General features: G+C 73.4%; 14 protein-coding genes. 10 read left to right on the top strand and 4 right to left on the bottom strand.

All coding sequences use genetic code 11. From position 1 onward, the window contains the following. The first annotated feature begins 69 nt into the window (after positions 1-69). On the top strand, positions 70-636 hold the full coding sequence (locus ACAX67_RS12665; RefSeq protein ID WP_370704207.1) for a DUF4245 family protein: 567 nt from the start codon (positions 70-72) through the stop codon (positions 634-636). A gap of 8 nt (positions 637-644) precedes the next feature. Here ACAX67_RS12665 and ACAX67_RS12660 read toward each other — a convergent pair whose 3' ends face one another. The 3 genes from ACAX67_RS12660 to ACAX67_RS12650 form a co-directional block, all read right to left on the bottom strand. After that, complete coding sequence (locus ACAX67_RS12660; protein ID WP_370704206.1) at positions 645-863, bottom strand: exodeoxyribonuclease VII small subunit; 219 nt, start codon at positions 861-863, stop codon at positions 645-647. Then, positions 860-2,092 (bottom strand): exodeoxyribonuclease VII large subunit, encoded by a 1,233-nt coding sequence (gene xseA / locus ACAX67_RS12655; RefSeq protein WP_370704205.1) that lies wholly within the window; start codon positions 2,090-2,092, stop codon positions 860-862. The genes ACAX67_RS12660 and xseA overlap by 4 nt, the downstream gene beginning before the upstream one ends. A gap of 114 nt (positions 2,093-2,206) precedes the next feature. After that, positions 2,207-3,910 carry an NAD(P)/FAD-dependent oxidoreductase gene (locus ACAX67_RS12650; RefSeq protein ID WP_370704204.1) on the bottom strand — a complete coding sequence of 568 codons (1,704 nt, stop codon included), beginning with the start codon at positions 3,908-3,910 and terminating at the stop codon, positions 2,207-2,209. A gap of 46 nt (positions 3,911-3,956) precedes the next feature. On the opposite strand from ACAX67_RS12650, the gene ACAX67_RS12645 reads away from it, so the two are divergent. The 4 genes from ACAX67_RS12645 to ACAX67_RS12630 are packed head-to-tail and all read left to right on the top strand — an operon-like array spanning position 3,957 to position 6,653. Then, the gene (locus ACAX67_RS12645) at positions 3,957-4,850 is read left to right on the top strand and encodes a PfkB family carbohydrate kinase (RefSeq protein ID WP_370704203.1); all 894 of its coding nucleotides are present in this window, start codon (positions 3,957-3,959) and stop codon (positions 4,848-4,850) included. 9 nt (positions 4,851-4,859) lie between these two features. Continuing rightward, positions 4,860-5,225: an MmcQ/YjbR family DNA-binding protein gene (locus ACAX67_RS12640; RefSeq protein WP_370704202.1), complete on the top strand. Its 366-nt coding sequence runs from the start codon at positions 4,860-4,862 to the stop codon at positions 5,223-5,225. Between the two features lie 4 nt (positions 5,226-5,229). Then, the gene (truA, locus tag ACAX67_RS12635) at positions 5,230-6,054 is read left to right on the top strand and encodes a tRNA pseudouridine(38-40) synthase TruA (protein ID WP_370704201.1); all 825 of its coding nucleotides are present in this window, start codon (positions 5,230-5,232) and stop codon (positions 6,052-6,054) included. Then, positions 6,051-6,653 carry a class I SAM-dependent methyltransferase gene (locus ACAX67_RS12630; RefSeq protein WP_370704200.1) on the top strand — a complete coding sequence of 201 codons (603 nt, stop codon included), beginning with the start codon at positions 6,051-6,053 and terminating at the stop codon, positions 6,651-6,653. The genes truA and ACAX67_RS12630 overlap by 4 nt, the downstream gene beginning before the upstream one ends. Here the strand turns inward: ACAX67_RS12630 and ACAX67_RS12625 are convergent. Then, positions 6,643-7,314, bottom strand: a complete 672-nt coding sequence (locus ACAX67_RS12625; protein ID WP_370704199.1) for a maleylpyruvate isomerase family mycothiol-dependent enzyme — start codon at positions 7,312-7,314, stop codon at positions 6,643-6,645. The genes ACAX67_RS12630 and ACAX67_RS12625 overlap by 11 nt on opposite strands. 43 nt (positions 7,315-7,357) lie before the next feature. Between ACAX67_RS12625 and ACAX67_RS12620 the strand changes: the two genes are divergently transcribed. Genes ACAX67_RS12620 through ACAX67_RS12600 form a run of 5 tightly spaced genes read left to right on the top strand, consistent with a single transcriptional unit; the run spans position 7,358 to position 12,251 of the window. Then, positions 7,358-8,023, top strand: a complete 666-nt coding sequence (locus tag ACAX67_RS12620; RefSeq protein WP_370704198.1) for an SIMPL domain-containing protein — start codon at positions 7,358-7,360, stop codon at positions 8,021-8,023. Between the two features lie 54 nt (positions 8,024-8,077). Next, positions 8,078-8,593 carry a SigE family RNA polymerase sigma factor gene (locus ACAX67_RS12615; RefSeq protein WP_370704197.1) on the top strand — a complete coding sequence of 172 codons (516 nt, stop codon included), beginning with the start codon at positions 8,078-8,080 and terminating at the stop codon, positions 8,591-8,593. Continuing rightward, positions 8,586-9,476 (top strand): hypothetical protein, encoded by an 891-nt coding sequence (locus tag ACAX67_RS12610; RefSeq protein WP_370704196.1) that lies wholly within the window; start codon positions 8,586-8,588, stop codon positions 9,474-9,476. Before ACAX67_RS12615 ends, ACAX67_RS12610 begins: the two co-directional genes overlap by 8 nt. Before the next feature lie 49 nt (positions 9,477-9,525). Continuing rightward, on the top strand, positions 9,526-11,220 hold the full coding sequence (locus ACAX67_RS12605) for an ABC-F family ATP-binding cassette domain-containing protein (protein ID WP_370704195.1): 1,695 nt from the start codon (positions 9,526-9,528) through the stop codon (positions 11,218-11,220). Continuing rightward, positions 11,217-12,251, top strand: coding sequence for a GNAT family N-acetyltransferase (locus ACAX67_RS12600; RefSeq protein WP_370704194.1), 1,035 nt, complete (start codon positions 11,217-11,219; stop codon positions 12,249-12,251). The genes ACAX67_RS12605 and ACAX67_RS12600 overlap by 4 nt, the downstream gene beginning before the upstream one ends. The last annotated feature ends 36 nt before the right edge of the window (positions 12,252-12,287 follow it).

Here is a 12,287-nt window from a genome sequence, read left to right as displayed (position 1 = left end):
TCCGCAGATGCGGAACATGCCTGGCCGCCCTCCGTGGTCGGAGGAGCGGGCTGGGAGGATGGGTCCGCTATGAGTACGACGAGCGTGGGCCGCCCGGGCAAGTACCAGCGATCGGCCGGCGGCCTGATCGCCGCCCTGGTGATCACGGTGGTCGCCGTCGGGGGTCTGCTGTGGTTCCTCGGACTCTTCCGGGCCGACGTCGACAACCGGCCCGAGCCGATCGACTACCGGTCGAGCATCGACGACGCGCAGGAGGGCAGGCTCGACCCGGTGTACCTCGGCTCCCTCCCCGATGGCTGGATCGCCACGAAGTTCGACGTCGAGCCGGCCGGCGAGGACTCCGCCTTCGCGACCGGGCTGTTCACCGACGACGAGAAGTTCGTCGGCATCGAGCAACAGACCGCCACCGTGGACAGCCTGCTCGACAGCTATGTCGACAAGGACGCCACCACCACCGACATCTTCCGCGCCGACGGGTCGGTCGCCGACGCCTGGCAGGGCTACGAGGACGCCGGCGGCGACGCGGCGTACGCCTCGACCGTGCACGGCCAGACCGTGCTCGTGTACGGCGATGTCGCGCCCGGAGTGCTGCAGGACGTGATCGACCGGCTCACGACCGCGCCGGTCACGCGGTAGCCGGGCCGCTACTCCTCGTCGTCGGCCTCGAGCACGGCGTCGAGCCGGGCCCGCGCACCGTCGAGCCACTCCTGGCAGATCGTGGCGAGCGCCTCCCCCCGCTCCCAGAGGGCGAGCGACTCCTCGAGCGTGGTGCCGCCGGCCTCGAGGCGGCGGACCACCTCGACGAGCTCCTCGCGCGCCTCCTCGTAGGAGGGGCGGTCATCGGTGCCGGCATCGTCGGTCATGGGCTCTCCTCGAGCAGCTCGGTGCTGGTGGTGGTCACGTGGATGCGGCCGTCGGCGACGCGGACGCTCATCGGCACGCCGTCGGCGACGTGCGCTGCAGAGGTGACGACGTGGCCCGCCTCGTCCTGGAGCACGGAGTAGCCGCGCTCCAGGGTCGCGAGCGGCGAGAGCGCCCGGGCCCGCGCGCGGTGGTGGCCGATGTCGTCGGCCGCCCGGTCGAGCCGGTTGTCGAGACAGCGCCGGATCCGCTCGCGCAGGCCGTCGAGCTCGTCGATGCGCTGGTCGACCAGTGAGCGCGGGTCGGCGAGCGCCGGCCGGGAGCGCAGCGCGTCGAGCGCGGACTGCTCGCGCGCGAGGCGGGTGTCGAGGCCACGGCGCAGCCGGTCGCGGGCGTGCGCGATGCCGGTGGCCTCCGTCGCCACGTCGGGCACGACGAGCTTGGCCGCGTCGGTCGGGGTGGAGGCGCGCACGTCGGCGACCAGGTCGAGCAACGGCGTGTCGGGCTCGTGCCCGATGGCGGAGACGACAGGGGTGCGGGCCTTCGCCACCGCGCGGACGAGACCCTCGTCGGAGAAGGGGAGCAGGTCCTCGACCGACCCCCCGCCGCGCGCGATCACGATCACGTCGACGTCGGTCCGCGCGTCGAGCCGCTCGACGGCCTCGATGACCTCCAGCGCCGACCGCGGGCCCTGCATGGCGGCGTAGACCGTCTCGAACTGCACGCCGGGCCAGCGCCGGGTGGCGTGCTCGAGGACGTCCTTCTCCGCGGCCGACCGCGGCGCGGTGACCAACCCGACCCGGCCCGGAAGGAAGGGCAGTCGGCGCTTGCGCTCCAGGGCGAAGAGGCCCTCGGCGGCCAGCAGCTGGCGGCGCTGCTCGAGCCGCGCGAGCAGCTCGCCGAGGCCGACCATCCGGATGTCGCGCGCGTAGAGGGAGAACGTGCCGCGGTTGGCGTAGTAGGACGGCTTCGCCTGGATCACCACGCTCGCGCCCTCGACCAGGGGTGGCTGCAGCCCGTCGAAGAGCACCCGCGAGCAGGTCACTGGCACGGAGATGTCGGCGACCGAGTCGCGCAGGGTCAGGAAGACGGTGCCGACGCCCGGTCGGCGGCTCACCTGGGCCACCTGGCCCTCCACCCACACCACGCCGAGCCGGTCGATCCAGCCCGCGACCGCGTTGGCGATCGACCGGACCGGAGCCGGCTTCTCCAACGACGTCTCCAGGGCCACGGCCCGACCCTATTTCATGGGGCCGACGAAGAGGTCGACCGAACCCCGGGACGGCGCCGTGCAGTCGGCGTACCGTCGCCGGCAGTCGCCGAACGTGGTGGTCGGCTGAGGAGGTCAGAGACCGCCGAGGTAAGCGTGCACGAGCGGTACGACGGACGACCCCTCGCCGCTCGCGGCCGCGACCCGCTTCATCGACCCGGAGCGGATGTCACCGACGGCGAAGATGCCAGGCACCGTCGTACCGAGGCTGGGTGGCGGCACCCCGTCGCTCCACGTCTGCGCCGGCACGTCACGGCCGGTGAGGAGGAAACCTTTGTCGTCGCGCGCGATCGCCTCCGGCAACCAGCCGCTGTGCGGCTCGGCGCCGAGCAGCAGGAAGAGACCGCCCGCAGGGACCGTGTCGGTGGTGCCGTCGCGGCTGTCGCGCAGGGTCAGCCACTCGAGCCGCCCGCCGCCCCCGCCGTCGACGACCTCGGTGAAGGGCCGCACGGTCAGCCGGTGGTGGTAGCTGATCTCCTTGATGAGGTACGACGACATGGTGGCCTCGAGGCTCTCGCGCCGCACCACGATGGTGACGGACCGGGCGAACCGCGCGAGGTGCAGCGCGGCCTGGCCGGCGGAGTTGCCGCCGCCGACGACCACGACGTCGGCACCCTCCATCTCGCGGGCGACCGACATCGCGCTGCCGTAGTGGACACCGAGGCCGACCAGCGCCTCGATCGCCTCGACGCCGAGCTTGCGGTAGGTCACCCCGGTCGCGAGGACCACGCTGCGCGCGTGGAGGTCGCCCCCGTCGGTGTGCAGCACGTGCGGGGCGCCATCGACGCCCGGCGTGAGGCCGCTGACCTCCCAGCCGGTGAAGAAGCGCGTGCCGAACCGGATCGCCTGGCTCCGCGCGCGCTGCGCCAGCCGCATCCCGGAGACGCCGCGGGGGAAGCCGAGGTAGTTGCGGATCATCGAGCTGGTGCCGGCCTGGCCGCCGATCGCCTCGGCCTCGACGGCGACCGTCGAGAGTCCCTCGGAGGCGCCGTACACCGCTGCCGCGAGGCCCGCCGGCCCGGCGCCGACGATGCAGAGGTCGACGATCGCGTTGGCGCCCTCGGGGTCGATCGAGTCCGGCCGGCCGTAGATCTCGGCCGCCACCTCGCGCACGGTGCTCGGCGCGATGACGCCGCCGCGCATGCTCCGCACGAGCGGGTACGACGGCGGGTCGGCCGGCTCCGGGTGGTCGGCCCGCCACTCGGCGAGCGCGGCCTGCCCGGTGGGCGAGTCGGGCGCGAAGGTGGCGCTGGGCATGCCCATCCGGGAGAAGAACTCCCGGACCGCGACGGCCAACGGGTTGCCGGGCTCGGCGATGACCTCGGCCGTGGTGACCTCCGGTGCGGCGACGGTCGAGCCCCAGTCGGAGAGCAGCTCGCACACCGCCGTGTGGAACTCCTCGTCGCGCGCCCCGCGCGGCATGAGCAGGAAGGCGTCGTACTTGCCCGTCGCCAGGCCCGGCCGCAGCGCCTCGGCCTCGACGAGGAAGTCCTCCCAGTGGGCGGCGATCATCCGCCGCGCCGTCGGCACCACGACCCGCCAGCGGTGCAGCGCCACCAGCATGGGCGCGTCGGGGAGCCGGGCCTCGCTCACGAAGAGGGCGACCTGGGCGCCGTCGTCGACGATCTTCTGCGCGATCGCCTCGGCCTCGGCGGCCGAGGACGCGCAGAGCACGGTGTAGTCGCGGGTGTAGCGGCCGAACTCGTCGAGCAGGAAGTCGGCACGCGACGCGGAGACGAGGATGATCGCGGGGTGCGGGTGCACGGACGGCTCGGACACGCGTGAAGTATGGCCCGGCCACGGCTGACCGGGCACAGTGTTGGCCGTGGACGGTGTCGCGCTCGTGGTGGGGGAGTCGCTCGTCGACGTGGTTGAGCGAGCGGACGGCGAGGTCGACTCGCTGCCCGGCGGATCGGCCGCCAACGCCGCGGTCGCGCTGAGCCGCCTCGTGCGGCCGGTCCTGCTCGCGACATCCTACGGGCCGGACGCCCACGGTCGCCTGATCGCCGAGCACCTCGCCGCGAGCGAGGTGCCGCTCGCGCGCGACCCGCACGTCGTGCAGCACACCTCGGTGGCGCGCGCCCGGATCGGCGGTGACGGCGCCGCGACCTACGAGTTCGACGTGCGGTGGGAGCTGGGGCCGGTCGCCGTCACCGACGTGCACGTGCTCCACGTCTGCTCGCTCGCCCCGCTGCTGGCTCCTGGGGCCCTCGTCGTCGACGAGCTGGTCGGCCGGCTCGCGCCGACCGCGGCAGTGAGCTACGACCTCAACATCCGTCCGGCCATCACCGGCACCGGGCCCGATGTCGTCGAGCGGGTCGAGCGGACGGTCGCCCGGGCCGACCTCGTGAAGGCCTCCGACGAGGACCTCGCCGCGGTCTGGCCGGCGCTCGACCTCGACCACGCGGTCGACCACCTGCTGGCGACCGGCGCGGGCGCGGTCGTCGTCACCCGGGGTGGGGCGGGCGCGACCTGGCACCTGTCGGACGGGCGGGCGGGCGCCGTACCGGCCGAACCGGTCCACGTCGTCGACACGATCGGCGCCGGGGACACCTTCGGCGCCGCCCTGCTGGACGGGCTCTGGGAGCGGCTGCGCGACCGCGACCTGGCAGCCGTCCCCGACGACGAGTGGGACCGCGTCCTGGCGCACGCCGCCCGCTGCGCCGCGATCACGGTGTCCCGCGAGGGAGCCGACCCGCCGTGGCGCTCCGAGCTCTAGGTTAGGGGCGTGGACGTCGAGCGCATGCGGGCCCACTGCCTCGCCAAGCCCGGGGCGTGGGCGGACAACCCGTGGGACCACCAGCACCCGGTCATCAAGGTCGGACCGGGGGAGCGCGGCAAGATCTTCGCCTTCCTCGGCGAGACCGGCGTCGGCGTGAAGGCCGGCCGCACCCGGGAGGTGGCTGACGAGTGGTTGCAGCGATTCCCCGACGACGCCTCGGTGATGCGCTACATCGGCCGCTCGGGCTGGAACGACCTCGCCTTCGGTGGCGCGATCCCCGACGAGGAGCTGCTGGAGGCGGTCGACGAGTCCTACCGGCTCGTGGTGGAGGGGCTCCCCAAGAAGCTGCGGCCGGAGGGCTGGGAGGATTGATCCCGTGCGGCTCCGGATCGACCTCGCCTACGACGGCACCGACTTCCACGGGTGGGCGGCACAGCCGGCGCTGCGGACGGTCCAGGGGGAGCTCACGGCGGCCCTGACGACGGTGCTGCGCCGACCGGACGGCGAGCTGCAGGTGGTCTGTGCGGGCCGCACCGACGCGGGCGTCCATGCGCGCGGCCAGGTCGCCCACCTCGACCTCCCCGACGATCTCGACCCCGGCGACCTCGCGAGGCTGGCCCGGCGGGTCAACGGGGTGCTGCCGGCCGACGTACGTCTGCACCGGGTGGTCGCGGCGGCGCCGGGCTTCGACGCGCGGTTCGCCGCGCTGTGGCGCCGCTACGCCTACCGGATCGCCGACGACCCGACGCTGGTGGACCCGTTGCACCGGCGCCACGTCCTGGCCTGGCCGCGAGCCCTCGACCTCGACGCGATGAACGCGGCGTCGCTCCACCTGGTGGGTCTGCACGACTTCGCGGCGTTCTGCAAGCAGCGTCCCGGCGCCACCACGATCCGCACCCTGCAGGAGCTGTCGTGGGCGCGCGACCCCGACGGGGTGCTCGTCGGGCGCGTCGTCGCCGACGCGTTCTGCCACTCGATGGTGCGTGCGCTCGTCGGCTGCCTGGTGGCGGTCGGCGAGGGTCGCAAGTCGCCGGAGTGGGCGCTGGAGATGCTGGAGGGACGACGCCGCGACCCCGGCGTGGTCGTGCTGCACGCGCACGGCCTCACCCTCGAGGAGGTCGGCTACCCGCCCGACGCCGAGCTCGCCGCGAGGGTCGAGCAGACCTCCGCCCGCAGACAGGCGATCGAGGTCGAGGGATGAGCGACGACCACTACTTCACCGCCGACCCGGCCGCCCCGTTCCAGCGGGCGGCCGTCAGCGCGGACGTCTGGGGACACCGGCTCGAGCTGTCCAGCGGGTCGGGTGTCTTCGCCCAGGGCCGGGTCGACATCGGCACCTCGGTGCTCTTCCGCGAGACCGAGCCGCCCACGGGTGGGCGGATCCTCGACCTCGGCTGCGGCTACGGCGTGATCGGCCTCGCGATCTGCGCGGCAGCCCCCGACGCCCGGGTGACCGCGGTCGACGTGAACCGGCGCGCGGTCCTCCTGGCCGGCGAGAACGCCGCGTCGATCGGCGTCGCCGACCGCTACCGCGCGCTGACGCCCGAGGAGGTGCCGGCTGACGCGACGTTCGACGAGATCTGGTCCAACCCGCCGATCCGCATCGGCAAGGCGGCGCTGCACGAGCTCTTGCTCACCTGGCTGCCGCGCCTCGCGCCGGGCGGCCGCGCCGTGCTGGTCGTCGGCAAGAACCTCGGCGCCGACTCGCTCCAGCGCTGGCTCGGCGAGCAGGGCTACCCGACCGAGCGACTCGCGAGCGCCAAGGGCTTCCGCGTCCTGGAGTCCCGCCCTACGGCGTGATCGCGGTCGCCAGCAGGCCGGCGGCCGCAGGGTCGTCGACGACGACGCGCTTCCACAGCGCCAGCAGCAGGTACGCCGACGAGCCGGCCAGCTCCGTCACCGGCTCCTGAGTCCCGATCTCCACGGGGTCGGCGTCGAGGTCCGACGCGACGAGCCGGAGGGTGCCGTCGAGGGGCGAGGTCCGTCGCATGCGCACCTGCCGCGGGTAGAAGACCGTCGCCACCTCGTCGACGCCGTCCCAGGCGAGGTCGGGGGCGACGACCCACTCCCGTCCGCGCTGCTGGGAGGCGAGGCCGTCGTACAGGTGGACGAGGGTCTCGTGCACCTGCCGCCGGTGCCAGAAGCCCGCGACCTGCTCGGGGCCGAAGGTCCACGCGGTGGCCTCCGGCGGGGTGCCGGCGAGCACGTCGACGAGGTTGCGCGCGGACTCGCGGTACCACCGCACGAGGTCGCTGCGCTCCCGCGGAGCCGAGGTCGGGGCGCCCTTCGCGTCGCCGACGACGACGGCGTGGGTCGCCCACTGGTGGACGCCGCCGAGGTGGTCCGCGAGGTCGGCGAGCGTCCAGCCGGGACAGGCCGGGACGGGCGCCTCGAGATCGCCCTCGGCGAGCAGGTCTGCGACACCTCCCGTCGAGGTGCGCAGCAGGGAGATCCAGTCCATGCGCGCCATCGTCCCAGTCCCGCATGCCCGCTACCGTCGCTGCATGACCACCGAGATCACCGTGCGTGGCTCCTTCTCCGCCTTCCAGCCGCCCGAGCGCGGCACGGTCCGCGCCACGCTGGGCTTCGAGGGTCCGAAGATGCAGCCGGTCTACGAGCGCGTCGTCCGCGACCTGGAGACGGTGAAGGCGTCGATCGCCGAGCTGCACGACCCCGAGCGTGGCCCGGTCACCTGGTGGTCCACCCAGCACGTCGCGACGTGGTCGCGCCGGCCGTGGAACCAGGACGGCAAGCAGCTCCCGCTCGTGCACCACGCCGGCGTCGGGATCGAGGTGAAGTTCCGCGACTTCGGCGCGCTCGGCCGGTGGGTGGGGCGCCACGTCGAGTCGACGCAGGGCTTCACGCTCGACGGCGTCGAGTGGGCCCTGACCGAGGCCCGACGCGCCCAGCTCGCGGCCGACGCCCGGACGCGCGCGGTCCGCGACGCCGCCACGCGCGCCCAGGAGTACGCCGACGCGCTCGGCCTGGGCCCCGTGCGGCCCGTCGCCCTGGCCGACGCCGGCATGCTCGGCGAGGGTCTGCAGCCCACCGCGCGCGGCGAGGTCGCCTTCGCCCGCGCCATGGCCAAGGACAGCGGGGGCGAGCTGGTCCTGTCGCCCGAGGACATCGAGGTCGCCGCGGTCGTCGATGCCCGCTTCGTGGCCGGCTGAGGCCGCTCGCAACAGGATCCGGGCGGCGAGCGTCTGTAGGGCGTGGAGACAACGATGGACGCGGTGGGTCGCAGGGCCGGGCCGGTGTCGTTCGACGACTGGGTCGCAGCCCGGGGACCTGCGCTGCTGCGGTTGGCCTACGTGCTGACCGGCAACGCAGCCGACGCGGAGGACGTGGTGCAGGACGCACTGTCGCGCGCGCTGCCGCGGTGGGAGCGCATCTCCCGGGCCGACGACGTCGATGCCTACGTGCGGCGGATGGTCGTCAACGCGCACACCTCGTGGTGGCGGAAGTTCCGCCGCCGCGAGTCGCCGGCCGCCGAGGTGCGGCCCGACGGGGTCGTCGCCGGCCCCGACGAGGGGATGCCCTCCGACGAGCGTCGCCGCCTCTGGGCGGCCTGCCAGGACCTGCCCGCCGACCAACGCACCGCGGTGGTGCTCCGCTACTACGAACAGCTCGACTACGACGAGATCGCGGCGCTGACCGGTGTCCGCGAGGGCACGGTGCGGTCGCGGGTGTCCCGCGGGATCGCCGTGCTGCGGGAGAAGATGGGTGAGCGTGATGAGTGATTTCGACGAGCGGCTGAGCGCGGTGCTCACCGAGCAGGCCGACACCGCACCGGTTGCGACCGGTCTTGCCGACGCGGCCCGCCACCGGCACGCGCGCCGCCGCACGGCCCGGGTCGCGGTCGGTACGGCGGCCGCGATCGTCCTCGCGGTACCGGTCGGCCTGGCCGTGGCCGCCGGTGGGGGCGGGGCGGACGTCGACCGGAGCGCCGGCGACCCCACGACGACCGTCGACCCCGGCGGTTGGCGCACGGTCGAGCGCGACGACGTCCGCGTCGAGATGCCGGGCGACTGGCAGAGGTTCACCTGCGACTTCGACGGCTTCACCTCCGACGTCTACGGCCCGACCGAGCACGACGCGTGCTCGTTCAGGACCTACCTGGCGTTCTACGGCAGCGCGACCTACGACGCCGTGAGCTCGCCGGGGTTCGTCACCGCCGGCACCGGTGGCGCGGCCGCTCGGGCACAGGGCTACGTCTACGCCGGTGAGTACGCCGTCTCGGTCGCGACCGTTGACCAGGACCTCACCCGGCACGTCCTCGCCACCGCTCGGGTCGCGGGGCAGCCGTCCATCGACGTCACCGAGTGGTGGGGGCTCGAGGGCGACGGCCTGCGCGCCGAGATCCCGGCCCGCTGGGGCCTCGGGGTCGGTGCCGACCTGGGGGACTACCGGGTCTGCGCGACGCCCGGCGACGAGGACGACCCGCCGCACGCGATCCTGCCCGGCAACGCCACCACGGTCTTCCAGTCGCTGAGGTACGACGGCGGCCGCTGGATCAAGGTCTCGGCCCCGACCCAGGCGCTCGCGGACCTCGTCGTCGCCTCCGCGAACTCGGCCCCCGGGCACCGCGACGAGTCGGAGTGCGCTCCCCAGGTGGCCGGCTGAGCCGTAAACCGGCTGCGGATCTCGCGCCCAGCACCGAGAATCGACCCTCGTGGGTCACGTAGAGGTCGCCGGTGTGCGTTTCGAGCTCCCCGACGGACGGGTGCTGCTCGACGACATCTCGTTCCGGGTGGGCGACGGCGCGAAGGTCGCGCTCGTCGGTGCGAACGGCGCCGGGAAGACGACCGTGCTTAAGATCATCACCGGCGAGCTGGTGCCGCACGCGGGAGCGGTCACGCGGTCCGGCGGGCTGGGCATCATGCGCCAGATGGTGGGCGCGGGGCTCGGCGCCGAGCCGACCGTCGGCGACCTGCTGCTCTCGATCAGCCCCGAGCGGGTCCGCGCGGCGGCGGCCGAGGTCGACCGCTGGGAGCGGGCGCTGATGGACGTCGACGACGAGGCGACCCAGCTCGCCTACGCCCATGCGCTGTCGGACTACTCCGACGCCGGCGGCTACGACCTCGAGGTCACCTGGGACGTGTGCACGGTCAAGGCGCTGGCCCTTCCCTACGACCGGGCGAAGTATCGCGAGCTCAGCACCCTCTCCGGCGGTGAGCAGAAGCGGATCGTGCTGGAGTACCTCCTCGCCGGCCCCGACGAGGTGCTGCTGCTGGACGAGCCCGACAACTACCTCGACGTGCCCGGCAAGATCTGGCTCGAGGAGCGCATCGCGAGCTCGGACAAGACGATCCTGTTCATCAGCCACGACCGGGAGCTGCTCGCCAACACCGCGACCCGCGTCGTGACGGTCGAGCTCGGAGCGGCGGGCAACTCCGCGTGGACCCATCCGGGCGGCTTCGCCAGCTATCACGAGGCCCGCCGCGACCGCTTCCTCCGGTTCGAGGAGATGCGTCGGCGGTGGGACGAGGAGCACGCGAAGCTCAAGGCCCTCGTGCTGCGCTACAAGATCAAGGCGGAGTACAACGACGGCCTGGCCAGCCAGTACAAGGCCGCCCAGACCCGTCTGCGGAAGTTCGAGGAGGCCGGTCCGCCGACCGAGCAGCCGCGCGAGCAGTCGGTCACCATGCGACTCTCCGGCGGCCGCACCGGCAAGCGCGCGGTCGTCTGCGAGGGGCTCGAGCTCACGGGGCTGATGCGCCCCTTCGACCTCGAGGTCTGGTACGGCGAGCGCGTCGCCGTCCTCGGGTCCAACGGCTCCGGCAAGTCGCACTTCCTGCGCCTGCTGGCTGCGGGAGGCAGCGATCCCGATGTCGAGCACCGACCGGTGGGTGAGGTCGTCGTACGACCGGTACGGCACACGGGCCTCGCCAAGCTCGGGGCGCGGGTGCGGCCCGGCTGGTTCGTGCAGACCCACGAGCACCCCGAGCTGATCGGCCGCACGCTGCTGGAGATCCTGCACCGTGGCGACGGCGGCCCCAACGGACGGCAGGGGATGGGCCGCGAGCAGGCGAGCCGCGTGCTCGACCGCTACGAGCTCAGCGCGGCCTCCGAGCAGCGCTTCGAGTCACTGAGCGGCGGGCAGCAGGCGCGCTTCCAGATCCTGCTGCTGGAGCTGTCGGGGGCGACGCTGCTGCTCCTCGACGAGCCGACCGACAACCTCGACGTCGCGTCCGCCGAGGCGCTCGAGGAGGGGCTCGAGGCGTTTGCCGGCACGGTGCTCGCGGTGACCCACGACCGGTGGTTCGCGCGCGGCTTCGACCGCTTCATGGTGTTCGGCGCCGATGGTGAAGTCTATGAGTCCGACGATCCCGTCTGGGACGAGGGAAGGGTGGCGCGAGTCCGATGAGCCTCAGCTCGATGGAGATCACCGAGGTCGACCCGTTCGTCGACGACGACCTGGCGGCGTGGCTGGAGGTCATGAACACCGTCGACGAGCACGAGCGCGGCGCGGCGTCGACCACGTGGACCCTGCCCGAGCTGGTCGCCGGAGCGCGGCACCCGTCCAAGCACCAGCTGGTGGTCCGGCTGCTCGGCACCGTCGACGGTGCGCCCGTCGCCGCCGGCCAGGTGCGGCTGCCCCTGCTCGACAACCTGTCCGCGGTGGACCTCGAGGTCTCCGTGCTCCCCGAGCACCGCCGCCGCGGCCTCGGCTCGCAGGTCCTCGCGCGGTGCGAGGGTCTCGCCCGGGAGCACGGCCGCACCCGCTTCGACGCGATGACGTCGTGGACGTACGACGGCCCGCCCGACGGCGCCGGCACCTCGGGTGTCGAGTTCGGGAAGGTCCACGGCTACGTCTTCGGGCTCGGCGACGTGCAGCGGGAGGTGGTGCTGCCGGTGGACGACGCCGTCCTGGCCGAGCTCGCCGCCGAGGCCGCCGAGCGTGCCGGCAGCTACGAGCTGCGCTCGTGGGCGGGTCCGTTCCCCGACGACGACCTGCTGCTCAGCTACCTCGAGCTCGCCTCGAAGCTGATGACCGAGGCGCCCATGGGCGACAACGACTACGAGGACGAGGCTGTCGACGTCGAGGCTCATCGCGTCCACGAGCAGATGGTCGAGCGCCAGGGCCGCACCACCTTCACGACCGTCGCGCTCGCGCCCGACGGCACGGTGGCTGCCTACACCGACCTGATGGCGCCCTCCCACGACACCCGGTGCGTCTACCAGTGGGGCACGCTCGCCGGCCGCGCCCATCGCGGTCACCGGCTCGGTCTCGCGGTGAAGATCGCGAACCTCCGCGCCCTCCAGGCGACCCACCAGTACGACGGCCGCCGCCTGGTCACCTGGAACGCCGAGGTCAACGAGCACATGATCGGCATCAACGAGCGGATGGGGTTCGTGCCCGTCGCGCGCGCGGGGGAGCTCCAGAAGAAGGTGTGAGGCGAGCGAAGTGGGGAGGATCTGACGCCCCTGGTG

The organism is Nocardioides candidus, from assembly GCF_041321175.1.
In the GTDB taxonomy this organism is placed as follows: Bacteria; Actinomycetota; Actinomycetes; order Propionibacteriales; family Nocardioidaceae; genus Nocardioides.
The sequence above is the reverse complement of the archived record's forward strand: the minus strand, read 5'-3'. Positions and strand labels throughout refer to the sequence as shown.

Coding starts and splice junctions, on each gene's coding strand:
- ACAX67_RS12665 (WP_370704207.1), top strand. CDS start 70: ATGAGTACGACGAGCGTGGGCCGCCCGGGCAAGTACCAGCGATCGGCC.
- ACAX67_RS12660 (WP_370704206.1), bottom strand. CDS start 863: ATGACCGACGATGCCGGCACCGATGACCGCCCCTCCTACGAGGAGGCG.
- ACAX67_RS12630 (WP_370704200.1), top strand. CDS start 6,051: ATGAGCGACGACCACTACTTCACCGCCGACCCGGCCGCCCCGTTCCAG.
- ACAX67_RS12625 (WP_370704199.1), bottom strand. CDS start 7,314: ATGGACTGGATCTCCCTGCTGCGCACCTCGACGGGAGGTGTCGCAGAC.
- ACAX67_RS12620 (WP_370704198.1), top strand. CDS start 7,358: ATGACCACCGAGATCACCGTGCGTGGCTCCTTCTCCGCCTTCCAGCCG.
- ACAX67_RS12615 (WP_370704197.1), top strand. CDS start 8,078: ATGGACGCGGTGGGTCGCAGGGCCGGGCCGGTGTCGTTCGACGACTGG.
- ACAX67_RS12610 (WP_370704196.1), top strand. CDS start 8,586: ATGAGTGATTTCGACGAGCGGCTGAGCGCGGTGCTCACCGAGCAGGCC.
- ACAX67_RS12600 (WP_370704194.1), top strand. CDS start 11,217: ATGAGCCTCAGCTCGATGGAGATCACCGAGGTCGACCCGTTCGTCGAC.